Consider the following 23,219-nt stretch of genomic DNA (forward strand, 5'->3'; position numbering starts at 1 on the left):
CTGTTCCCGCCGTTTCATGGTGTGTGGCGTTGCAAAAAGACCGATGATTTGGATAAGGGCGGAGCGTTGGCGATGAGGCGTGTCGTTATCACCGGTACCGGCATGGTATCTCCTCTTGGATGCGGAACGGAAATCACCTGGGAACGGCTGCTTGCCGGCCAGAACGGTGCCCGTCTCGTGACTGAGTTCGAAGTCGAAGACTTGCCCGCAAAGATTGCCTGTCGCATTCCCGTCGGCGATGGCTCCAACGGCACGTTCAATGCCGATGACTGGATGGAACTCAAAGAGCAGCGCAAGATCGATCCGTTCATCCTTTTCGGTGTGGCCGCTGCCGACATGGCGCTTGCGGACGCCGGCTGGCATCCCGAAACGGACGAGGACCAGATCGCCACGGGCGTTCTGATCGGCTCCGGCATCGGCGGTCTGGAAGGTATTGTCGAGGCGGGTTATACGCTGCGCGACAAGGGCCCCCGCCGCATTTCTCCATTTTTCATTCCCGGCCGTCTGATCAACCTGGTTTCCGGCCACGTCTCAATCCGTCACAAGCTGCGCGGTCCGAACCACGCCGTAGTGACGGCTTGCTCGACCGGTGCGCATGCCATCGGCGATGCTGCCCGGATGATTGCGTTCGGCGATGCCGAGGTCATGGTCGCAGGTGGCGCCGAATCGCCGGTCTGCCGCATCGCGCTTGCCGGCTTTGCCGCCTGCAAGGCGCTTTCCACCCAGCATAACGACGATCCGCAGAAGGCATCCCGTCCCTATGACCGCGACCGTGACGGTTTCGTCATGGGCGAAGGTGCCGGCATCGTCGTTCTGGAAGAGCTGGAACATGCGAAGGCGCGCGGCGCAAAGATTTATGCCGAAGTCGTCGGTTACGGCCTTTCCGGTGATGCCTACCACATCACCGCACCGTCTGAAGATGGCGATGGCGCCTACCGCTGCATGGCGATGGCGCTGAAGCGCGCCGGCCTCACGCCTGACGATATCGACTACATCAACGCCCACGGCACCTCCACCATGGCCGATACGATCGAGCTTGGTGCGGTCGAGCGGCTGGTTGGTGACGCGGCGTCGAAGATTTCCATGTCTTCCACAAAGTCGGCCACCGGCCATCTTCTCGGAGCAGCTGGCGCTATCGAGGCGATTTTCGCCACGCTTGCGATCCGCGACAACATCGTTCCGCCGACGCTGAACCTCGACAATCCCGACGTGGAGACGAAGATCGATCTGGTGCCGCACAAGGCGCGCAAGAGGCAGGTCAACGTCGCCTTGTCGAACTCCTTCGGGTTTGGCGGCACCAACGCCTCCCTCGTACTGCGTCGCTACGAAGCATAAATCACGACGAAAACCCGGCGCCGCAAACCGCCTAAAGCGGTGCGGCTCCCTCCCGCTGGGTGCCTGAGAGCGCTCTTCTTTGAAGAACGCATTGCGGCTTGCGAAAGCCATTTCGATTTTCGCGCCGATATTGTAGTCGTTTACGGAAGACGGTTTGCCGGTTTCGGAATGATTTCCTGCTGCGGGTGAATTTCCCGCCGCAGATGGCTTTCCTTGACCGGCTTTGCCGGAAACGACGATTCGTGAAGGAGGACAATGAGGTCTTCACGATGTCTCTATGTGGTGCAGGAAGGCATTCCGAACCTGTTTTTGCCGCATTACCTGCGCAAAAAGCGCTGACAACGCCGAACTGAAAAGGACCGACGGTGAGCGACACGAACCAGAACAGCCAGGGACCATACGGACGAGACGGCGCGGGTGAGGGCAATCGCGGCCCGATCATCCCGAAATCCCCGACCGAAGCGCTTCGGCCGGAAAAAGTGCCGGCTCCACCGAAGCGCTCCCGCAAGGCCCATGGCCAGCTGGTGATCTTCCTGAATTTTCTGATGACGCTTGCGGTTGCCGTCTGTGTGCTTGCTGTCGCAGCCTTCTATTACATGATCAATGCGTTCCAGGAGCCCGGTCCGCTTCAGACGAACACACATTTCACGGTGCGCAACGGCGCAGGCCTCATCGAGATCGCCAATAATCTAGAGCGCAATGACGTCGTATCCAATGCCCGTGTCTTCCGCCTGATGACGGGCAGCTACCTGCAAAAGGACCAGACGCTGAAGGCGGGCGAATACGAAATCAAGGCCGGCGCATCGATGAAGGATATCATGATGCTCTTGGAGTCGGGCAAATCGATCCTTTATTCCGTATCGTTGCCGGAAGGTCTGACCGTCAAGCAGATGTTCGCGCGGCTTGCCGCCGACGAGGTGCTGGATGGCGAATTGCCCGCCATCCTGCCGCCAGAAGGCAGCCTTCGCCCTGATACCTATCGCTTTACCCGTGGTACGAAGCGTGAGGAAATCATCAACCAGATGAGCGCGGCGCAGGAGAAGCTGATCGACATGATCTGGGAACGTCGTGACCCAGACCTGCCGATCAAGACGGTCGAAGAATTCGTGACGCTCGCCTCGATCGTGGAGAAGGAAACCGGCAAGGACGACGAGCGCGCCCATGTCGCTTCGGTGTTCTACAACCGGCTGAAGAAGGGCATGCGCCTGCAATCCGACCCGACGATCATCTACGGTCTCTTCGGCGGCGACGGCAAACCGTCCGACCGTCCGATCTACCAGTCGGACCTGCAAAAGCAGACGCCGTTCAACACCTATGTCATCAAGGGCCTGCCACCGTCTCCCATCGCCAATCCGGGCCGGGCCGCACTCGAGGCGGTTGCCAACCCGTGGCGCACCGATGACATCTACTTTGTTGCCGATGGCACCGGCGGCCATGTGTTTGCAAAGACGCTGGACGAACATAACGCCAATGTGCGCCGCTGGCGCAAGATCGAGGCCGAAAAAGCGGCTTCCGGCGCCAATCCCGATGTTGTCGTGGATGGTCAGCCCGGCGGCACCGAGGCGGAAAAACCGGCCAATAACTGATAGTTCTGACCGGGCCTTGTCATCACAAGGCCCGGTTTTTTGCACGGCATGATGGGGGCTTTCTGAATATGACATTGCAATCGATGACCGGGTTCGCGCGCAGCGAAGGAACCTCCGGCCGTTACCGCTGGGCGTGGGAATTGCGCTCGGTGAACGGCAAGGGGCTCGATGTGCGCCTGCGCCTGCCAAACGGTCTGGAAGCGCTGGAAACGGGCCTGCGGGAAAGCGCGGCACAGCATCTTTCCCGTGGCAATATTCAGGCGGGATTGACGCTGGCGATTGCGGAAAACCGGCTGGAGGCAGTGATCAACCGTGATGCTCTTGCCGCAGTTCTCGCTCTCAAGGAAGAACTGGGCGACGTCGTCGACGACAAGCCGCTGAGCTTCGATACGCTACTGTCGCTGCGCGGGCTCGTCGATTTTCGCGAGGCGGAAGATGACGCCGAGGCGCAGGCCGCGCGCAACGCCGACGTGCTTGCGGGCTTTGCCGCCGCCGTCGAGAAGCTGAAGGACATGCGCGAGCGGGAAGGGGCGTCTCTGTTTGCCATCCTGTCCGGGCAGATCGACAGGATCGAGCAACTCGTGAACCTCATCGAAAACGATCCTTCCCGCCAGCCGGAACAGATCGCTGCAAGGCTTGCCCAGCAGATTGCCCTTATTGGCGATGGCATGCACGGGCTCGATCGCGACCGTCTGCACGCCGAGGCCGCACTGATCGCTACCAAGGCGGATCTGCGCGAAGAGGTCGACCGGCTACACGCACATGTCCAGGCATCGCGCGAACTTTTGGCTCATGGCGGGCCAGTTGGCCGCAAGCTCGATTTTCTTGCACAGGAATTTAACCGCGAGTCGAATACAATCTGTTCCAAATCGAACGCCAGTGCGGTAACCGCAGCAGGCATAGAGCTGAAAGTGGTTATCGACCAGTTCCGCGAGCAGGTCCAAAATCTGGAGTAGACCCATGGTTCCGGTGAACAATTCCCCTGTTACGATTGCCCGCAGAGGGCTGATGCTGGTGATTTCATCGCCATCGGGCGCTGGTAAATCCACGATAGCGCGCAACCTGCTCGACAAGGACAAGAACATCAGCCTGTCCGTCAGCGTGACGACGCGCCCGCGCCGCCAGAGCGAGATTGAAGGCATCCACTACCACTTCATCTCCAAGCGCGACTTCGAGCGCCTGCGTGACAGCGATGAGCTTCTGGAATGGGCCGAGGTTCACGGCAATTTTTACGGCACGCCGCGCGAGCCGGTGGAAGTGGCGATGGCGGCCGGACGCGACATGCTGTTCGACATCGACTGGCAGGGCGCCGAACAGCTTCAGGACAAGATGAAGGCCGACGTCGTGTCGATCTTCATCCTGCCGCCAACCATGACCGAGCTGCAATCGCGCCTGCACCGCCGCGCCGAGGACACCGAAGCGGTGATCCAGACCCGGCTTCTCAATTCCCGCGCCGAGATCGAGCACTGGCGCGATTACGACTACGTCATCCTCAACGACGACCTGCAGGCGGCCTTCGAGGCCGTAGAAGCGATAGTCAAGGCCGAACGTGTGCGCCGCGACCGCCGCCACGGCATGTTCGATTTCGTGCGCGGACTGCTTGCGGAAGAACCGCAGCTCTGATTTGGCAGTTAAAGCGGCGTGTTATCTCTAATGCTGACGTAGCCATTGCCGGGACAGGCGCTCGTCTGCCGCGTCTGTTGCCCAGCCGTGGCCTGTGTCGAGTGTCTCCAGTACCACATCCGCGCCCGCAGTCGAAAATTGATCGGCCAAATGGGGCGCATCATCGCGATGCCGCCGCTCATCATGTGCACCTGCCAGCAGGAGCGCAGGATATCCGGTGAGCTTCGGAAAATGCTCGTTATTGCGTGGGGATAGTGGTCGAAGCAGAATTGCACCCCTCGACAGATGACGATTCTGGCAGATTGTTTCAGCCGCGATGATCGCACCGTTTGAATATCCCGCGAGAAAGGGTCTTTGCCCCGTCTGCTGAAATACGAATTCGATAAACCGGCAAAGCCCGGCGGCTTGATGTTTCAGGTCGTCGATATCGAGTTGTCTGTCGGGCTTTCTGCGAAAAAACGCAAAGCCATTTTCCCATGGCACAATGCCTCTCGGAGCATACAGAATGCCGTTGGGAAAAACGGCACGGCCAAACGAAGCGAGATCTTCCTCCGTTCTTCCCGAACCGTGTAGCAACACGACCGCGCAATCAGGCGATCCGACGGGCATGTGGAGCTTGTAGTGAAAACCGGCACTCTCCACGCGCTTGTCCCCTAATTCTGTCACCCGCGTTAGAAGTGCCGAAACGTCGCCTTCAATTACAGGCAGTTCGCCAGCGTCACAAATTCCTCGACCGACAGCGTTTCAGCCCGTCGTGTCGCGTCAATGCCTGCCTTTTCCAGCAGAACTTCACCGCCAAGGCTTTTCACGCTCTGGCGCAGCATCTTGCGGCGTTGGCCGAAGGCGGCTTCCGTTACCTTTTCGAGCTTCGCGACATCGCAGGGCAGCGGCTTTTCCTTTGGCAGCAGATGCACGACCGTCGAGGTAACCTTAGGAGGTGGGCTGAAGGCCTGCGGCGGGACGTCGAAGGCCATTTCCGAAACCGTGCGCCAGCCGGCGAGAACGCCAAGGCGGCCGTAATGGTTGTCGCCTTCTTCTGCCACGATGCGCTGGCCGACTTCCTTCTGGAACATCAGCGTCATGGAAAGCCAGAAAGGCGGCCATTCTTTCGGCAGCAGCCAGTTGACCAGCAATTGCGTGCCGACATTGTAAGGCAGGTTGGCAACGATCCGCACCGGTTCGCCAGCGGGAACCAAAGCCTCGAAATCGGTCTTCAGCGCATCACCCTCGATGACCTCAAGACGTCCGGGATAATGCGCTTCGATCTCCGCAAGTGCCGGCAGGCAGCGGCTGTCCCGCTCAATGGCGATAACCTTTTTGGCACCGAGCGATAGAATGGCGCGGGTGAGGCCACCAGGCCCGGGGCCAACCTCGATGACAGTAACGCCGTCAAGCGGCCCAGCGGTTCGGGCGATCTTCTGGGTGAGGTTGAGATCGAACAGGAAGTTCTGCCCGAGCGACTTCTTAGCGTCTAGCCCATGGCGCTGAATGACATCGCGTAGTGGCGGCAATCCGTCAATCGCGGCCATTATGCGCCGACCCGGCTGCGAAGAGAAATCTCCGCCGCCATCTTCAGCGCTGCGACAAGGCTCGTTTCGCTGGCAATGCCCTGGCCGGCGATGCCGAAGGCGGTGCCGTGGTCGGGCGAGGTCCGGATGAAGGGCAGGCCGAGCGTGACATTGACGGAATCGTCAAAGCCAAGCGCCTTGGCCGGGATAAGGGCCTGATCGTGATACATGCAGACGGCGACATCATAGCGCCTGCGGGCAGCATCGTGGAACATCGTATCGGCGGGCAGGGGGCCGAAAGCGTCGATCCCATCTTTCCGCAACCGTATGGTCGCAGGGTGAACCACATCGCGGTCCTCCGTGCCCAATGCCCCTTCTTCACCCGCGTGCGGATTGAGACCGGCGACCGCCAGTCGTGGTGCCTCGATGCCGAATTTCTGCCGCAGATCAGCATCGATAATGCGGCAGGTCGTAACGATCAGCTCTTCCGTCAGCGCTGAAGGCACGTCTTTTACTGGGATATGGATCGTTACCGGCACGACGCGGACCTTGGGTCCGGCAATCATCATCACCGGCATCACCTGTTTGCCGGTCAGGCGCAAAGCCAGATCGGCGAGAAATTCCGTGTGACCGGGAAAACCGAAGCCTGCTTCGTAAAGCACGGATTTCGCAATCGGATTGGTGACGACGGCGGAAGCCTTGCCCTCGACCGTCAAGGCAACGGCGAGCTCGATCGCCTTGATCGTCGCATGAGCGGCTCCGACATGCGGCTGGCCGGCCTGAACCTCGAAACCGACGGGAAGAGGAAGAACGGGAAAAGCACGGTCGAACACGCCGACGGCATCCGCCGCTTCGCAAGTCTCGATATTGACCGGTATGCCAAGCAGCGCCGCACGGCTCGCCACCACATCGGGATCGCCGACGAAGATGAAGGGCGCCACGCTGTTCTCCCGGCGGTTGGCCCAGGCGGCAATGGCGATATCAGGGCCGATACCGGCTGGATCTCCCTGAGTCAGGGCAAGCGGCAGGGATGCATGTGTCACGGAAAGGCCGGCTCTCGTATCAGGTGTTGACGATCTGCGCCTTCTTGCGCAGCTCATCCATATATTTCTTCTCGTTCGGGTTTTCGCCACCCTTGGCCTTCATCAGGTCTTCGGACTTGAACACCATTTCCGCTGCGTAATCGTCGGAAACCTGACGCTGCTTGCAGATTGCCAGATATTCGACGCCCTTTTCGGTCACACGTGTTCCTGTGGTGCCGCCTTCCTTGGTCTTTTCCACGAGAGGCTTCCACTCTTCCGGCAGTTCGGGCGCCAGAATCCGTCCAAGATCCTTGATCGCCACGTCCCGCATGGTGGCCGCGAAAGTCATGGCCTGGTCGCAGCCGGGATAACGCTTGCGCGAGGCTTCAGCCTCGGCCTTGCGCTTGCCGGTGATGGCATTGCGCTTCGATTCCGGAATGACAAAGATCACCTGTTGCAGGAAATATTCCGTCGTTACCGGCTTGTCGCCGCGTTCCCTCAGGCGGGTGACGAGGTCCTGGTTAGACATCTTGCCACGCGCACCATAACGGGCGTTCACAAGGCGCGGCCAGCTCATCTGCACGGCGATGAAGGATTTGAAGTGGTCCGCACCGACACCGGCCTTGGAGAGGATCTGCGTCAGCTGTTGCGGGTTCATCTTGTTGTTTGCAGCAAAGCGCGCAAAAGCCGCATCGACTTCTTGGGTGCTGACGGACATTTTCACCCGGCCGATTTCTTCGCGCTTCAGCGCCTCATCAACTAGCTGCTCGCGCGCTTTTTCGGCGAGATTGCCAGATTGACGCTGCAACTTCAGAAAGGCGACGCGCTTGGCAATATCATCATTGGTAATGGGGGTCTTGTTGACGACGATCTTGACCGTGCTGTCGGCGAAGGCCTGGCTGGCAAAGGGCGCAACGGCCATGGGAACGGCGAATATCGCAAAGGCGAAAGCAGCGCCACGCAAAGCCGTCTTTCCGAAATTCATCATATCCTTCTCCCTTTCGTCGGGCGGGGGTCTGTTTCCCCGTCCCGCCAATCTGTTCTGTCTGCCAATGGGGAATATTCCTTACCCCGGCTTCTCAGATCTGCACCTGTGCATCCGCACCGCGAATTTGCCACGTATATATCATCGCGATCTGCAAGACGGCAATGTGTCGGTTTGTTGAAAGAAACCCGATGGTTCTATACCGGACGAACCCTGGCGCGTTGTTGCGGCAAAACCGTGACTTTTACTGGCTGGATGGCAAAAAGGCAGGCCACGATGCTGTATGGCCTGCCTTTAAACTCAGTAATTGTTCGGTTTCCAGCCGATATCCATATCGGCCCAGTCCTCGTTTGCGGAACCGATGCTGACATCGCCGAGCGTGCGGAATGCCAGACGGGCATTGATCGACCAGTCATTGGCGGCCTGCCGGCTGGAATTGATATTGCCCTCGTCGGAGTAGCTGACCGTCAAGATCGTGCATTCATCCTGATAGGCGATGCCAATACGGCGCTCGGCGGCAAATTTTCCGTTCAGATCGTAGTTGATCGAGCCGAACAGCGACCAGTTGTCGTCCATGCGCAGTGTACCGGACGCCTGAACAATATCGCGGTCTTCATTGTAGCCGTACTGCGGCTGCGCCTTGACCTGCGTATAGCTGAGTTTGCCGGTGAGGCGGCGGTCCGAATAGCTGACGCCTGTCTCGGAACGGTTGATCTCGAGATTGTCCTTGTCGAAGCGCAGGCTCGACGACAGCGATAGGCCGATCGGCGCATCGAAGGCTGCCATGGCGACGTAGTCCGAGCGGTCGGATTCGAGACCGGAATTCGCGCCGACATTGACGAGATCGTAGGAGGCGAAAGAATTGTCACCCGCCAGATGGAAAGACTGGCCGGCAATGGCGCGAATGCCGTAGCCATTGTCGAATGTGCCGTTGTAGCGCAGACCGATGTTTGCGCGCGTGCCGCCCTCGATCCGGTCGAAACCGGAGAACTTGTCACGTTCGAACAGGTTGGTCGCGTCGAACACGAAAGCCTGCGAATCTTCGTTGGGGAAGCGGCCGGCATATTGTTCGTTCGGACGCACAAAAATCTGCGCAATAGGCTCGATCACATGGTTGCTGTTAAGCGCCGTGAACAGCCAGGGGTAACGCACTTCCAGACCGCCAGTTACCATGCCTCGCAACGCCGCATCGTCCTGCATCATGCCCTGATAGGCATAGGACGTGCCACCCGATGTAAAGCTTGCCGCCGACATATCCGTCCACAGCGCATCGCCACGGGCGGCAAGGATCGGCGTGATCTGCAGGCCGCTATCCATCGTGAAGGTGCGCTTCCATTCGGCTTCGGTGGAAAGACGCGTGTAGTTTCCTTCAAGCCCGTTGAACCGCGAATAGCCTCCAAGCGCGTAGGCATCCTGTTTCTGGCGGGTGATGCTGGTCAGGTTGGTGGTCAGCGAAAGTTCGCCGCCATAGATCGGATCCGGTACGAAATAACGGTAGTCGACAACCGGATGAACGATGGCCTGCTTGCGTTCGTTGGATTCGTTGTTGTCCGTATCCTGAACGTTGAAATAATAGCCGCGGGCATCGAAGCTGTTCCGCTCGCCAGCGCCAGCCAAATAGATCTGATTGGTCTGGACGTCGTTCTTGTAACCCTTCAGCCCATAGGTACGCGAAAAGTTGTTGTCGGTCTGCACCATGGCATCCCAACCGAACGCCCAGCGCGGATTGATGGAGAAGTTACCCTTGCTGGCAATCATGCCGCGATTATCGTTGAGGGCGTCACTGGTTCCGGCAGTAAATGTATCGGACTTCAGCTGGCTGATGCCGGCGACGGTCACGGTGTGCATGCCGGTTTCGAAACGCTGGCGCAGTTCCGCCTGCAGAAGCAGACCCTGCGTCGTGTAATAGGTCGGGGTAACGGTCACATCCGAGGTGTCGGACAGAACCTGGAAATAGGGCACGCCGATGCCGAAACCGAGGTTGTCGGTAATGCTCATTTGCGGGAAGAGGAAACCCGACTTCCGCTTCACCGTATTGTCCGGAACCGTCAGGAACGGCACATAGGCGATTGAATGGCCGAAAAGCTGCAAGCGGGCTTTTTCCAGCCGGATCGTATGCGTCTTGCCGTCCTGAATGACACGTTCAGCCTTGACCTGCCACAGCGGCGCCTTTTCGGGCCGTTCGGCGCAGGGCAAACAGGCGGTATAGACGCCGTTATTGAGGACCATGCGGTCGCCTTCGAGCCGTTCGGCACTTTCACCCGCGATGCGGGTATTGTCCGGGGTCTCGACGCGAAGCGCATTGACGAAGCCCTGACCGAAATCGTCAGTGACATCCATCTCGTCGGCATAGATCTTGTTGCCGCCGGGCTCGATCAGCTCGATGTTGCCGTGCGCAATCACGCGGCCCGTCTGCTGATTATATTCCACTTGCTGGGCCACCATACGGTAGCCCGAATAATGCATACGAACCACACCCTTTGCGATGACACGCTGGGAATCGCGATTATAAGTCAGTTCATTTGCCGTAAGCAGGAGTTTCGAATCGTCTTGGCTTCCGGGCGCAAGCAAACCACCCTGGCCGAAAGCGACCGGGCTGGATGCCAAATATGCGCACACAGCGGCACCTGTCAGAAGGGCCGTCCAAAGCCGCCTGATATTCCCGCGGTCATATACCGCCACTAGCCGTCCTCCTGATGAAGCAGAATGGTTGCCCCCAAAGCCAACGCCACGATGACTGGAACCCAGACCGCGACGGTGGGAGGGACAACGCCACCACTCCCGAATGCCCTTACGAGCACGGTTACTACATAAAGCACGAAGCCGGAAACGATTCCACCCAGAATCACGGAGCGCGACTGGGCGAAGCGGCTGAACTTTAATGAAACTGTCGCGGCGATCAAGGTCATCGCAACCAGAAGCAGGGGCGTCGATAGCAGGAAATGATACTGCGTCTCAAGCGCTTTCGACGACAGTCCAAAAGACTTTGCAACTTCGATCTTGTGAGAAAGATCAAAGAAAGCAACGGTTTCCGTCTGCGTCATACGTTCCTGAACGAATTCCCGTCTCAGATTGGTACTGATCCGCGTACTCTCTTGCCGAACTGGCACATGTCCCGCACGGGTTTCCGCGACGCCGTTAAGAAGCCAGTAACCATCTTCCAACTTTGCCGACTTCGCGTCCTGCCGGGAGACGATGTTGCCGGCCTTGTCGAGGTGTATCAGAACCACGTCGAGAAGCATGGTCCCGTTGTCTTCGAAGCTCTTGGCGCCGATGATCGTATCCTGGCCGCCGCTCGACTGGCGCATCCAGGGAATGATGTCCTGCTGGCGGCCGCCGCTGCCTTCGTTACGCCAGCCCGCTTCCATCGACAGCGACTGGTTTTGCCCCCAGGCGGCGATAGGGTTGAGGACGAGGACGGACAGGATTCCAAGAAAGACCGCACCAAGGACAAAAGGAAGGATGAATTGCCAGGCGGAGACGCCTGCCGCACGCGTGACGACGAGCTCGTAACGCCGGTTGAGCGAGATCAGCGTCGTCATGCCGACGAAGAGCGCGATGAAGGGAATAGTCTGCTGCAGGATCAGCGGCAGGCGAAGCGCGGTGAGGCCAAGTGCGCCTGGAACAGAATAGCCTGGCACGCTGGACATGCGCCGCGCCGTTTCGCTGAAATCGGCAAGATAGATAATTGCCGATACGCCGAGCAGGAACCAGATGGCCGTGATCAGATACCGTTTGAGGAAATACCGGGCGAGGGTGCTGAAAATCATGCGTTACCGCTCCCCGAGCTTCGCGCCAGCCGGCTGGAGAAAAGACGGCGCAGACGGCTGGCCGTATCCGCGATGATCTTCGGCATTCTCGGCTTGCGACCCGTGATGAGAATAAAGGCGGCGGCGGCGCCGCTGAGGCCCGGCACGGCATAGACCAGCGGAATGAAGGCCGCGCTCTGCTTGACCTGGTTGGTGACGTAAAAACCGAGCCAGCGCAGCATGAAGGCCGTCACCAGCGCAGCGACCATCGGATGCATCCGCGCTTCACGATGCGAGCGCGCATCAGCGGCTATGACCAGCGATATCAGTGCGAAGGCGAAGGCGAACATCCAGTCCGACAGGCGCTTGTGCAACTCACTGCGGAAGCTTTCGGGAGACCGCTTGTAACTCGCGTTGTCCTCGTCTGGCGAGAGAAGGAAACCGAGGCTCGCATCGCCCGGAGAAAGCGACGGTTCGGAAGTCTGCTTTTCCGACATGGTCGAAAGGTCAAAGGCATAGGACAGGAACTTGACGATGGAGACCTTGCCATCAGGTGTTTTCTGCTGGACTTCGCCGTCGCGCATCGTCAGCGACGTGCCGCTTTCATCGATCATGCCTTCCTTGGCGTAATAGATAAGATCGAAATTCGGATCGCGGCGGTCGGCGACGAACAGGCCCTTGAGGATACGGCCCTGACGCTGGGCGATCTGCACATAGAGGCCGTCCTGAACAGCGCGGAAGGTCTTTTCCTCGATCACCGACGAGAGGAGGTCGGCATAGGCAGCCGCCACCATCTGCCTGGCCGAATTTCGGGCAGGCGGCTCGATGAAGTTGGTGATGGTGAAGGAAAGCGCACTTAGAACGGCAGCCAGAATGATAACCGGGCGAAACATCACAGAGCGCGACGATCCGGCCGCATCGATGATGGCGAGCTCGGAATCGTTGTTCATCGCCGTGAACGTCTGGGTGATGCCGATGACGAGGGCGAAAGGCAACACGACGGGAATCAGCGTCGGCAGGATCATCGTCGCCAGCGCCATGAAGGAGCCCATCGACTGGCCGGTATCGGTGACGAGGTTGATTCTCTGGAGAACCTGGATGGTCCAGATGATGGCCAGCACCGGCAGCAGCGCGACCAGAAACATCTGCGTTGTCCGTCGCAGGATATAGTTCTCGAGAAGCTTCATACTGCCCTTGTCGACATTGTTTTTCTGCGCGATCGCTCGCCGGATTTCCGCCTATCTAATCGCATCGTTTGCAATTGGCTATTCCGGCACGCTCACAAATATGTTTTGCACGATGATTTTTCCACCGCCTGTGTCTTTTTGTGGAACAAGCTGTCGGTTTCATGACGCGATCGGCCATTCCACAAAAATGCCTTTCCTTTAGCGAATGTCGGCCTTTAAAGAATGTGAGCCTTTAAAAATGCAGGGTTGCGCCGGGGGCCGAAAAGGCCATGATCGGGCGCACACGCAAGTTATCCACGAAGAGCAGGAAAACATGTCCGCCAAATTCGATATTTCTTTCGCCAATTCCGCCTCGCTTGAAAATACCCTTGCCGTTGTGCTGCAAGCCTCGGGTGAGGCGCAGGCAGCTGCCGGCGCATCGGAAGCCGATCCGGGCGGCGTGCTTGAACGGGCGGCAAAGATTTCAGGCTTTTCCGCAAAGTCGATGACGACACTCGACGTGATTGCGCCGCAGGGTTCGGGCGCCGACCGGCTTCTCGTCATTGGCCTCGGCAAGCCGGCGAAACTTGTCGCCCATGACTGGTTGCGTGCCGGCGGCACCGCTGCCGCCAATTTCAGGAAGGCGGACAAGGTTGCCGTCTATCTAGATGCCCCGGGCGTCGATGTCGGTGCGCAGGCGGCTGCGGATTTTGCGCTTGGCCTGCTGCTGCGTGCCTATAGCTTCGATGCCTATAAGACCAAGAAGAAATCCGATGATGAGAAGTCGCCGAAGAAAGTAGAAATCGTCATCGTGACGGCAGTCCATGAGGAGGCGGAAAAGGCCTTTGCCGTGTCGGAGGCCGTCGCGGGCGGCGTTGTCCTGGCGCGTGATCTCGTCAACCTGCCGCCGAATGTTCTTGGTCCTGTCGAGTTCGCTGAAAAGGCGGAAGAGTTAAAGAAGCTCGGTGTCGAGGTCGAAATTCTCGGCGAGAAGGAGCTGAAGAAGCTTGGCATGAACGCGCTTCTCGGTGTGGCGCAGGGTTCGGCGCGTCCGCCCCGGCTTGCGGTCATGCAGTGGAACGGGGGCTCCAAGAAGGATGAGCCTATCGCCTTCGTCGGCAAGGGCGTTGTGTTCGATACCGGCGGTATCTCGCTGAAGCCCGGCCTTAACATGGAAGACATGAAGGGCGACATGGGTGGCGCTGCCGCCGTGACCGGCCTCATGCACACGCTCGCGGCCCGCAAGGCGAAAGCCAATGTGATCGGCGTCATCGGTCTGGTGGAGAACATGCCTGATGGTAACGCCCAGCGTCCCGGCGATATCGTCGCCTCCATGTCCGGCCAGACCATCGAGATTATCAATACCGACGCCGAAGGCCGGCTGGTTCTCGCCGATGCGCTTTGGTACACCAAGGAGCGTTTCAACCCGAAATTCATGATCAACCTCGCCACCTTGACGGGAGCGATCACGGTTGCACTCGGCAATCTTCAGGCTGGCCTTTTCTCGAATGATGACGAGTTGGCTGCACGTCTTTCGCAGGCGGGCGATGTTACGGCGGAAAAGCTGTGGCGCATGCCGCTGGGCAAGGATTACGACAAGATTATTGATTCCAAATTCGCCGACATGAAGAACAGCTCCGGCCGTCTGGCGGGCTCTGTCACCGCCGCTCAGTTCCTGAAGCGTTTCGTGGGCGAAACACCCTGGGCGCATCTCGATATCGCCGGCACCGCCATGGGTTCGCCGTTGACCGAGATCAACCAGTCCTGGGGATCCGGCTACGGTGTGCGGTTGCTGAACGAACTCGTTCGCGCCCACTACGAAGATTGATGCGACCGGAGCTGCAAGTCCGCAGATGACTGAAATCCTGTTCTACCATCTGACGGAATCGAAGCTGGAGGATGCATTGCCGCCCTTGCTCGAAAAATCGCTGGAACGCGGCTGGAAGGTCGCGATCCAGACGGTGGACGAGGAGCGCCGCGATTTCCTCGACACGCATCTGTGGACCTTTCGTGACGACAGTTTTCTGCCGCACGCAACGGATAGCTCTGCCGCGCCGCAAAACCAGCCAATTCTTTTGACGGCGTCGAATGCGAACGGTAACGAGGCGAGTGTGCGGTTTCTCGTCGACGGTGCCGAACCGCCGGCGGTGGAGGGCTATGAGCGGATAGTGTTCATGTTCGACGGATATGATGCCTACCAGCTGGAAATGGCGCGGAACCACTGGAAAAGGCTGAAGACCGAAGGTCATGCGCTGACCTATTGGCAGCAATCGCCGGAAGGCCGCTGGCAGAAGAAGGCCTGATCACAGTTTCCCACACAAAAAGACTGGCAAAAATTCGCATGTGGCGCTGCCTGCCGGTTTTCGCATTATGAGCCGAATCAGACACAGCTGTCTGATCCGGCCGACAGGTGACGGACGGTGGCGGCTGCCACAGACGAAACAGCAGAAGGACATCATCATGGGACAGGCGATTTCACGGCCCGACGGGGAAATAGAGCGTCTGGTCGCGGTGCGGTCAATCATGTCCGTCAAGAATGCCGAGATGCCGGAACTGGAAGTGCTGTCTCGATTGGGGCAGGGCGTCTTTGACGTCCCGCGTGCGGCCGTCCATATCGTCGACGAGGACTGGCTCCATATTGCCGAACAGGCGGGAATGCAACTTTCGGAATGCCCGCGCGATCTGTCGATCTGCAACCGAGTAATTGCCAGTCAGGATGTCGTGGTCATTTCCGATCTGACCCAGCATCCGGATTTCCGCTTCATGTCCTATGTGAAGGGCGGTCCCGGATTGCGTTCCTATGCTGGCGCGCCGATCGAGCTGGAACCGGGTCTTGTGGTCGGCGCCTTTTGCCTTGTCGATACGGTGCCGAGAAAATTCTCTCAAAGCGAAATTGACAATCTGAAGCACTTTGCGCTGCTGGCGGCCGCACTCCTGCGTCTACAGAAGGCCAATTTCACAATGAGTCTGGCGGAGCGTGACTTGCGGGATGCGGTGATGACTGATCCGTTGACCGGCTTTTACAATCGCAAGGCGCTGGAGGCGATTGTCGATGGCCAGCTTGGCGCGGCTCTGCGTGAGAACGAGGCCTTCGGCGTGCTCTATCTCGATCTGGACGGTTTCAAGGCGATCAATGACACGTTCGGTCACCCGGCGGGTGACCGGGTACTGACCGCCGCCGCCGACCGCATTCGCAATTCGATCCGCAGCGAAGATACGGTGGTGCGCATGGGGGGCGACGAATTCGCCATTTTCATACCCCGTCCCAGCAGGTCTGAGGTGATGAACGGACTGGCAGACAGGCTTCTGGCAGCCTTCCGTGAACCCTTTGATGTTGACGGGCAGGCGGTCGGTGCGCGTCTCAGCATTGGCGGCGCCATCGCCCCTCAGGCCGGTGCTGACCGCGCCACGCTTTTGCGCAGCGTTGACGAGGCACTGTATCAGGCAAAAAAGTCAGGGCGCGACCGTTTCGTCAGCCGCGCCCTTTGATGCACCTGTCTTCCGGAAGGCTTCCAAAAGCCTTTCGGCTCCTCAGTCGTAGAAGGAATCCACGAATTTGTGGCGGCCGAGCAGGAAGGCATCGGCCACATGAGTCAATGGCGCAAGATCGACATCAGAGCGTCCGGCCTTGATGATTTCTGCAAAACGCTCGTAGAGCGCCGGATATTCCCGCTCAGGTTCCGACACCGCCTGCTCGCCATTGATGGAGAGCTTCGCGCCGCCTTCCGAAAGCACCATCTGCCCGGCCGCCGTTTCGGCAACGATATCCCAGCTCTGTTTGCCGGTCTGGCGCCAGTCGAACTCGGCGCGCACGGGCATTTTCGTAACATCGGAAAAATGCAGCTCGGCAGCGATGGGCGCGTCGCGGTTTTCCGGGAACTCAAGCGTTGCCTTGGTCAGGAACAGCGCGCGGGGCAGGATGTGGGTGATGATCGACAGCGCATTGATGCCGGGATCGAACACACCGAGACCGCCCGCCTGCCAGATCCATGCCTGATTGGGGTGCCAGTGGCGCACATCCTCTTTCCAGATGACATGCACGCTGTCGATTTTTGTCGAGGCGAGAAACGCCTTTGCAGCTTCAACGCCCGGCGCATAACGCGAGTGCCAGCTTGCAAATAGCGAAAGACCCTTCGAATCCGCAAGACGAACGAGATCCTGAACTTCCGAAAGCGTTGCGCCCGGCGGCTTTTCGAGGAAAACGTGCTTGCCGGCATTCAGCGCCGCATATGCAGCCTCGTAACGGTACTGCGGCGGCATGCAGAGCGATACGGCCTCGATATCCTCGACGGCCTCCAGCATGGTCTCGATGGTGCCGTAAGAAGCGACGCCATCCACGGTACCGTGGCGGCTGGCCGTGCAGATCAATTCAAAATCCGGATTGCCTGCGATGGCGGGAAGGTGCTGGTCGCGAACGATTTTGCCGACGCCGACGATGGCAAGCTTGGTGGCTGACATGAAGTGGGACCCATTTGTATGATGCGTGGGATAAAGTGTGACTTTACGAGTTTTTTAACAGAAACGATCAAAGGAGCAAGGCGATCGTCCTTGCAGGTCTCGTCTTTTTTCGGTGCGTAACGGCATGGCAAAAATCGGTATGCATATTTTATGTTGCCTAATATTTGAAATGCGAAAATATTGTTTCAAATTTAAAAGTATTGATTTTTATAACTTAATGCTTTTAAAATTCGAACTCGAAGTTAAGTTCCGAAATATTAATGTATATTTTATATGCAAATCAATTTCAATTTCATTATTAAATGTATTATAGTCAGTATTTAAAATACATATTTATATGGATTTTGTAATTATTTAAATGAAGGCAATTGTCAGCTAAATAAGTACAGCGTAATTTTTGCGTATTTATCTACGCTAAGTTCTTTAGTGTCGACATAAAATTCGTTAGTTAGACTGTCTCGATGGTTTTTTCGTTTGGTTGTTGGTTGGCGCTTCGCTTCGTTTCTTGATTTTCCTGCTCGGCATTGTGCGACGCCGGCGGTGAGGAGGTACTCGAACTCGTGTCTTGTCAGTCGCTTGCTGTTGGCACCTGTCCGGCGATTTGGCCGGGGGCAGCCCGCGGTGGAGCGACAGGTCGTGTGGAGCGATTGGCTATATGTACTGATTTTCCTGCATAAACGCGGGATTTGTGAAGGTCAAACGCCGGAACCACGGCAAAAGAATAGTAATGACCGGGGGACATGCAGAGATGATGGAATTGATCGCCGCCCAGGCGGCCGCGTCAGCCGCCGAGTTGCCGTTTCTGCTGCTCCAGGCTGCGGCCCTTGTCGGCATGGTGTCGGTGCTGATCCTTCTGCAGCGAAACATCGCTCTCGATGACGCTCGTTATAAGATCTACTACGGCATCATCTTCGGGGTTACCGGTTTCTTGCTGACGCTACTGGTATCCGAGTTCATCAAGCTGCCTTCCAAGCCCTATATCCGCTCTGACCTGCTGTTCCTGGCTGGCGTGTTGGGGTCCTGGCAAGGCGGCTTGATAAGCCTGGCACTCGTCTCCGCAGGGCGATTTTTGTTTGGTGGTCCGGCACTCTTTGGGGCCGCTTTTCTGGATATGAGCATCATCTCGGCTTTCGGGATGGCAATGTATGGCTGGATGCGCAGGCGCAGTCTCACTGAACTCGGCGTCCGCGAGGTCTTCGGCGTATTCGCGGTCAGGATTTTCGCGGCGTTGTTCGCTGTTTGCGTGACCTATAGTCTCAGCATGATAAATCAGGACGTTTTTCTCAGTAACGTCGGACGGCGCATCTTCGGCTCGTTGGTTGGGTTGCCGATGATCGCCTGTCTGTTTCTGTTGCTGCGCAGCGAGGCGCGGGCGCGTGAAGAGGCAAGGAAACGCGATGCTGCGGCGCGGACGGATTCGTTGACGGGCCTTCCAAACAGGCGCGCCCTCAAAGACCATATCGAAGCCGTGATGCGGCAGGAGCCGGCCGTTCCGCACGCTCTCCTTCTCATAGAAACCGTCAATATGGCCGATGTCGCCGCCTGCCAGGGCGAGGATTGGGGCGATCTTTTCTGGCCGAGGCTGGCACAGGAAATCTGCAACGATGACAACGGTCTGCTGTCGAGTTCCAATGCACCGCGCAGCTTCATGTTCGGCGATACCACGCTTGCAGTCGTCATGTCGGGGATTTCGCTCGAGAAGTCGGAAAGCACAAGGCTGATAATGCGTCTCCACGACGGGTTAAGTACATTTTCACGGTCTGCGGATCCAGAACCGGTGCCGCATCTGAAAATCGGTGCCGCTAATCTGGATAAGCTTTCCCGGCAGAACGTGGCTTCCTTCCTCCGGCAGCTTAGTCTTGCGCTGCGAGGAAGCGAAAATCCGGTTCAGATATTCCCCTTCTCCTTTGCCGATAAAGCCACGCGCGACGAGGGGGTGCGCCAGATGCTGGTCAACTGGATCAGATCCGGCAAGCCGCCGATATTTTATCAGCCGAAATTCGAAATGCACAATCGCCGCATGATTGGCGCGGAGGCTCTTTTACGGGCGGTGGATGCGTGCGGACAGCCGCTTTCGCCCTATTATGTACTGGAGATTGCCGAGCGTCACCGGCTGCTGGTGGAGTTTGAATGGTCGACGATCGAAGCCGTCGTCCGCGACCTCATCGACCTGCGGGGCCTCGACCCGGACTTTCATCTGGCGGTGAACATTTCCGCATCGTCTTTTGCCACTGCGGGCTTCGGAGAGCGGGTTGTGGCCTTTTTGAACGAGATGGGGGTCCCGGCGCACCGTCTGTCGATCGAAGTGACGGAGATGAGCAGGATACCGGCCATCGACATCGTGCAGCAGAATTTCGACAGGCTGAGCGAAGCGGGCGTGCGGCTGGCGCTCGATGATTTTGGCACCGGTTATGCGGCACTCACCCTGCTTGCGCGGTTCCCCTTCGAGGAGGTCAAGATCGATCACTGGATGACGTCCCGGCTTGAACAGTCGCGGTTCCGGGAGGCCATCGCGCTCGCCTTCGAAAGCGCCGAACGTTACGGCGCCACGCTGGTGACGGAAGGTATAGAAACGGAAGAGCAGAGCAGGCTGCTCATGCAGATGGGAATCCGTTTCGGTCAGGGCTATCTTTATTCGCCGGCCGTGCCGCTCGAGCGGCTACAGCCTCGCAGGGAGTGCGCTTAGATTTTCGCACCAGCATCATGACGCATCACTGCGTCATTGCATCCTCATATTCGCTCGAAAGCATCAGCCACTGCTCCTCGGCGTCTGAAAGCTTGCTCGCGGCTTCGCCACGCTCTTTGACTTTCTGCGCGGCCTTGGCAGGTGCCTTTTCGTACAAAGCAGGGTCCGCCAGTTCCTTGTCGAGCGACTGAATCACTTTCTCAAGCTTCGCCGTCAAAGATTCGATTTCATTGATCTTTTTTTTCAGCGGCGCAAGCTGGGCGCGTTTTTCGGCGTTGGCCTTGCGCTGGTCGGCTTTCGATGTCTGGTCGGCGGCGGCTTCTGTCTTCTCTTCCTTCTTTTTTCCGGAAGAGACGACGAGGTCGCGATATTCCTCCATGTCACCTTCAAAGGTCTTCACCGTGCCGTCGGCCACCAGCCACAGGCGGTCGACAGTTGCCTCGATGAGATGCCGATCGTGCGAGATGAGGATGACTGCGCCGTTATAGTCGTTCAGCGCCTCGATAAGCGCCCGGCGACTGTCGATGTCGAGATGGTTGGTCGGTTCGTCGAGGATGAGCAGATTTGGCGCATGGAAGGCCGCAAGTCCCATCAGCAGCCGGGCCTTTTCACCGCCGGACAGGTCTTTCGCCGCCGTCGCCATCTTCTCCGTCGCAAGTCCCATCTGCGCAACCCGCGCCCGCACCTGCGCTTCAGACGCCAGCGGCATCAGCTTGCGCACATGTTCGACCGGTGTCTGGTCCGGCACGAGATCGTCCAGCTGATGCTGCGCAAAGAAGCCGATCTTCAGGCCGGGGGCGATGCGAAGATCGCCCGCTTGCGGCGCAAGCCTGCCGGAGATGAATTTCGCAAAGGTCGATTTGCCGTTGCCGTTGGAACCGAGCAGAGCGATGCGGTCGTCATTATCGATGCGGAGATTGAGCTGCTTCAGGATGGATTTGCCCGGCTCGTAACCCACGGCACCGCCATTGATGGCGACGATGGGTGAGGCGGGCTGCTTTTCCGGCTCCGGGAACGTGATCGGCTGGACGTGGTCCTCGATCACGGCGGCGACGGTGCCCATGCGCTCCAGCGCCTTGATACGGCTTTGCGCCTGGCGCGCCTTGGTGGCCTTGGCGCGAAAACGGTCGATGAAGCTTTGCAGATGTTTGCGCGCGGCGTCGTTTTTCACCTTCGCCTTCATCTGCAATTCGTCTGCTTCGGCTTTCTGGCGCTCGAACTGGTCGTATCCGCCGCGATAGAAGGTCAGTTTCTTCTGGTCCAGATGCACGATGGAATTGACGGCATTGTTCAGCAGATCGCGGTCGTGGCTGATGATGATGACGGTATGCGGATAACGCCGGATATAGTCTTCCAGCCAGAGCGTGCCTTCAAGGTCGAGATAGTTGGTCGGCTCGTCGAGCAGCAGGAGGTCGGGTTCGGCAAACAGCACGGACGCGAGCGCCACGCGCATGCGCCAGCCGCCGGAGAACGAAGAGGCGGGGCGAAGCTGCGCCTCGTGATCGAAGCCAAGACCGGCAAGAATGCTGGACGCACGGGCTTCGGCCGAATGCGCGTCGATATCGACCAACCGCACCTGAATTTCCGCGATCCGGTGCGGGTCTGTTGCGGTTTCCGCCTCGGCCAGCAGCGCGCTGCGCTCCTTGTCGGCGGAAAGCACGATGGAAATCAGCGATTCTTCCGTTCCCGGCGCTTCCTGCGCAACCTGGCCGATGCGCGCCAGTTTCGGGATCGTTACCGAACCGCTTTCCGCTGAAAAGTCACCGGTGATGACCCGGAAAAGAGTGGATTTGCCGGCGCCGTTGCGGCCAACGAGGCCCACCTTCACTCCAGCCGGAAGCGTCACGCTGGCGTGGTCGAGAAGCAGGCGCCCGGCGATGCGGGCGGAGAGATCGGTAATCGTAATCATGGCGCCGTTTTGGCCGAACTGCGTGGCCAAGGCAAGAGCGCGCGCGCCACACCAGATCAGATATGCAGCTTCAACAGCCGAGCTGCGCCAGATAGCTGCTGCGGCTGCGTTGAGCCACGTCCCGGGAGTAGCCTATGACGCAATTGCGCGTGCCGCAGCGTGCGGACAGCAGGGCGAGCTCGGCATGGCTGAAAAATTCGGCTGATGTCGCGGTGCAGTCCACTGCCGCAACGCCGATCGAGACGGTCAGATGCTCGCCGTCGCCCTCACTGGTGACGAAACGCAGCGCCTCGACGTTCTGCCGCAACCGCTCTGCAATTGCTTCAGCTGTATTTTGCGAGACGTCGGCGAACAGAAAAGCGAACTCGTTTCCGCCGATGCGGGCTACGAAATCGTCCTTCTTGATCGTCTTGCGGAAAAGCGCTGCCAGCCGGCGCAGCGCCTTGTTGCCGGCGGTGGGGCCGTATTTGCCGTTGATTTCGCGGAAATGGTCGATGTTGAGCAGCACAAGCGATGTGGCTGATGCCACCTGAGCGCCCGAAAACAGGTCGCCGAGCTTCTCGAGGAAAGCCGCCCGGTTGGGAAGCGCCGTCAAGGCATCACGCAGGGAATTCGCCTGAAGATCGGTCCTGCTTTTCTCAACCTCGCGGATTTTCATCAGCCCCATGGAAACGAAATGCCGGAGACTCGTTTGTTCCTCGTGAATATCGCCCATCAATTGCGCAAGCCGCTCCGTTGCAGGCAGCTCGGAGTGATCTTGCCCGGAAAGACTGGCAATGAATGTTTCGGTGCGTTGCAGGCCGGCTTCCAGCCGCGCGGAAATCTGCTTCAGCGTCTCGAAGGCCGTCGCTGCCATCTGCTCGGCCTCGATCTTCGAAAAACCCGGCAGATTGTGTCTCTGGCCGACAATATCGATTTCATGCTGTTGCGGCGCGTTGCCAAGGGCGAGAATATCACGTCCCATCGCCGGGTTATGCCCCGACAATATTTCGTAGATCAGTTCGTAGTTTCGCGGCAGCGGTGCAATATTCATCTTGTCGATGAACTGAGCGATTTTTGTAAAGACGAGACCGTTCCTTGCCTTCTCGCGTTTTTTATCGCCCGCCGTTGACGTCACTGACAGCCCCAATACCAATAAATTATGAATGCACCGGTGATAACCGATTGTTGAACACGATTATTCTTACAAGCA

General features: G+C 58.4%; 18 protein-coding genes. 8 read left to right on the plus strand and 10 right to left on the minus strand.

Annotated elements, in window-relative coordinates:
• Positions 1-72 precede the first annotated feature (72 nt).
• From fabF to gmk, 4 genes are all read left to right on the plus strand, one after another.
• Positions 73-1,335, plus strand: a complete 1,263-nt coding sequence (gene fabF, locus F617_RS0111600; RefSeq protein WP_026330798.1) for a beta-ketoacyl-ACP synthase II — start codon at positions 73-75, stop codon at positions 1,333-1,335.
• Between the two features lie 365 nt (positions 1,336-1,700).
• Positions 1,701-2,921: an endolytic transglycosylase MltG gene (gene mltG, locus F617_RS0111605; RefSeq protein WP_019565394.1), complete on the plus strand. Its 1,221-nt coding sequence runs from the start codon at positions 1,701-1,703 to the stop codon at positions 2,919-2,921.
• Between the two features lie 68 nt (positions 2,922-2,989).
• Entirely contained in the window at positions 2,990-3,877 is an 888-nt protein-coding gene (locus F617_RS0111610; RefSeq protein WP_026330799.1) for a YicC/YloC family endoribonuclease, read from the plus strand.
• Between the two features lie 4 nt (positions 3,878-3,881).
• Entirely contained in the window at positions 3,882-4,544 is a 663-nt protein-coding gene (gene gmk / locus F617_RS0111615; protein WP_003512388.1) for a guanylate kinase, read from the plus strand.
• 27 nt (positions 4,545-4,571) lie between these two features.
• On the opposite strand, the gene F617_RS0111620 is transcribed toward gmk, so the two are convergent.
• The 7 genes from F617_RS0111620 to F617_RS0111650 all read right to left on the minus strand — a co-directional run bounded on the left by F617_RS0111620 (position 4,572) and on the right by F617_RS0111650 (position 12,995).
• The gene (locus F617_RS0111620) at positions 4,572-5,186 is read right to left on the minus strand and encodes an alpha/beta hydrolase (RefSeq protein ID WP_026330800.1); all 615 of its coding nucleotides are present in this window, start codon (positions 5,184-5,186) and stop codon (positions 4,572-4,574) included.
• A 56-nt stretch (positions 5,187-5,242) separates the two neighbouring features.
• Positions 5,243-6,073 (minus strand): 16S rRNA (adenine(1518)-N(6)/adenine(1519)-N(6))-dimethyltransferase RsmA, encoded by an 831-nt coding sequence (gene rsmA / locus F617_RS0111625; protein ID WP_019565398.1) that lies wholly within the window; start codon positions 6,071-6,073, stop codon positions 5,243-5,245.
• Positions 6,073-7,095, minus strand: a complete 1,023-nt coding sequence (pdxA, locus tag F617_RS0111630) for a 4-hydroxythreonine-4-phosphate dehydrogenase PdxA (RefSeq protein ID WP_019565399.1) — start codon at positions 7,093-7,095, stop codon at positions 6,073-6,075. Before pdxA ends, rsmA begins: the two co-directional genes overlap by 1 nt.
• Before the next feature lie 19 nt (positions 7,096-7,114).
• Positions 7,115-8,062, minus strand: coding sequence for a SurA N-terminal domain-containing protein (locus F617_RS0111635; RefSeq protein ID WP_019565400.1), 948 nt, complete (start codon positions 8,060-8,062; stop codon positions 7,115-7,117).
• A 297-nt stretch (positions 8,063-8,359) separates the two neighbouring features.
• Complete coding sequence (locus F617_RS0111640) at positions 8,360-10,741, minus strand: LPS-assembly protein LptD (RefSeq protein WP_003512398.1); 2,382 nt, start codon at positions 10,739-10,741, stop codon at positions 8,360-8,362.
• Entirely contained in the window at positions 10,741-11,829 is a 1,089-nt protein-coding gene (gene lptG / locus F617_RS0111645) for an LPS export ABC transporter permease LptG (RefSeq protein ID WP_003512400.1), read from the minus strand. Before lptG ends, F617_RS0111640 begins: the two co-directional genes overlap by 1 nt.
• Positions 11,826-12,995, minus strand: a complete 1,170-nt coding sequence (locus F617_RS0111650; protein ID WP_019565401.1) for an LptF/LptG family permease — start codon at positions 12,993-12,995, stop codon at positions 11,826-11,828. The genes lptG and F617_RS0111650 overlap by 4 nt, the downstream gene beginning before the upstream one ends.
• A gap of 313 nt (positions 12,996-13,308) precedes the next feature.
• Between F617_RS0111650 and F617_RS0111655 the strand changes: the two genes are divergently transcribed.
• The 3 genes from F617_RS0111655 to F617_RS0111665 all read left to right on the plus strand — a co-directional run bounded on the left by F617_RS0111655 (position 13,309) and on the right by F617_RS0111665 (position 16,463).
• Positions 13,309-14,802, plus strand: coding sequence for a leucyl aminopeptidase (locus F617_RS0111655; RefSeq protein WP_019565402.1), 1,494 nt, complete (start codon positions 13,309-13,311; stop codon positions 14,800-14,802).
• A gap of 25 nt (positions 14,803-14,827) precedes the next feature.
• Entirely contained in the window at positions 14,828-15,277 is a 450-nt protein-coding gene (locus F617_RS0111660; protein ID WP_003512404.1) for a DNA polymerase III subunit chi, read from the plus strand.
• Positions 15,278-15,434: 157 nt separating this feature from the next.
• Positions 15,435-16,463 (plus strand): sensor domain-containing diguanylate cyclase, encoded by a 1,029-nt coding sequence (locus F617_RS0111665; protein WP_026330801.1) that lies wholly within the window; start codon positions 15,435-15,437, stop codon positions 16,461-16,463.
• A gap of 42 nt (positions 16,464-16,505) precedes the next feature.
• Here the strand turns inward: F617_RS0111665 and F617_RS0111670 are convergent, their stop codons facing one another.
• Complete coding sequence (locus tag F617_RS0111670; protein ID WP_003512408.1) at positions 16,506-17,432, minus strand: Gfo/Idh/MocA family protein; 927 nt, start codon at positions 17,430-17,432, stop codon at positions 16,506-16,508.
• A gap of 748 nt (positions 17,433-18,180) precedes the next feature.
• On the opposite strand from F617_RS0111670, the gene F617_RS0111675 reads away from it, so the two are divergent.
• Positions 18,181-20,118 carry a GGDEF domain-containing phosphodiesterase gene (locus tag F617_RS0111675; protein ID WP_026330802.1) on the plus strand — a complete coding sequence of 646 codons (1,938 nt, stop codon included), beginning with the start codon at positions 18,181-18,183 and terminating at the stop codon, positions 20,116-20,118.
• 25 nt (positions 20,119-20,143) lie between these two features.
• Here F617_RS0111675 and abc-f read toward each other — a convergent pair whose 3' ends face one another.
• Both abc-f and F617_RS0111685 read right to left on the minus strand, forming a co-directional pair.
• Positions 20,144-22,027: a ribosomal protection-like ABC-F family protein gene (abc-f, locus tag F617_RS0111680; RefSeq protein WP_019565405.1), complete on the minus strand. Its 1,884-nt coding sequence runs from the start codon at positions 22,025-22,027 to the stop codon at positions 20,144-20,146.
• 70 nt (positions 22,028-22,097) lie between these two features.
• Positions 22,098-23,144: a GGDEF domain-containing protein gene (locus F617_RS0111685; RefSeq protein WP_019565406.1), complete on the minus strand. Its 1,047-nt coding sequence runs from the start codon at positions 23,142-23,144 to the stop codon at positions 22,098-22,100.
• Positions 23,145-23,219 lie beyond the last annotated feature (75 nt).

Origin of the sequence: Agrobacterium sp. 10MFCol1.1 (assembly GCF_000381165.1) — a bacterium.
Lineage (GTDB): Bacteria > Pseudomonadota > Alphaproteobacteria > Rhizobiales > Rhizobiaceae > Agrobacterium > Agrobacterium tumefaciens.

Bases quoted from the DNA above. Each gene is read 5' to 3' on its own strand.
- fabF (WP_026330798.1), top strand. From the start codon at position 73: ATGAGGCGTGTCGTTATCACCGGTACCGGCATGGTATCTCCTCTTGGA.
- F617_RS0111610 (WP_026330799.1), top strand. From the start codon at position 2,990: ATGACATTGCAATCGATGACCGGGTTCGCGCGCAGCGAAGGAACCTCC.
- gmk (WP_003512388.1), top strand. From the start codon at position 3,882: ATGGTTCCGGTGAACAATTCCCCTGTTACGATTGCCCGCAGAGGGCTG.
- rsmA (WP_019565398.1), bottom strand. From the start codon at position 6,073: ATGGCCGCGATTGACGGATTGCCGCCACTACGCGATGTCATTCAGCGC.
- F617_RS0111635 (WP_019565400.1), bottom strand. From the start codon at position 8,062: ATGATGAATTTCGGAAAGACGGCTTTGCGTGGCGCTGCTTTCGCCTTT.
- lptG (WP_003512400.1), bottom strand. From the start codon at position 11,829: ATGATTTTCAGCACCCTCGCCCGGTATTTCCTCAAACGGTATCTGATC.
- F617_RS0111650 (WP_019565401.1), bottom strand. From the start codon at position 12,995: ATGAAGCTTCTCGAGAACTATATCCTGCGACGGACAACGCAGATGTTT.
- F617_RS0111655 (WP_019565402.1), top strand. From the start codon at position 13,309: ATGTCCGCCAAATTCGATATTTCTTTCGCCAATTCCGCCTCGCTTGAA.
- F617_RS0111660 (WP_003512404.1), top strand. From the start codon at position 14,828: ATGACTGAAATCCTGTTCTACCATCTGACGGAATCGAAGCTGGAGGAT.
- F617_RS0111665 (WP_026330801.1), top strand. From the start codon at position 15,435: ATGGGACAGGCGATTTCACGGCCCGACGGGGAAATAGAGCGTCTGGTC.
- F617_RS0111670 (WP_003512408.1), bottom strand. From the start codon at position 17,432: ATGTCAGCCACCAAGCTTGCCATCGTCGGCGTCGGCAAAATCGTTCGC.
- F617_RS0111675 (WP_026330802.1), top strand. From the start codon at position 18,181: ATGATGGAATTGATCGCCGCCCAGGCGGCCGCGTCAGCCGCCGAGTTG.
- abc-f (WP_019565405.1), bottom strand. From the start codon at position 22,027: ATGATTACGATTACCGATCTCTCCGCCCGCATCGCCGGGCGCCTGCTT.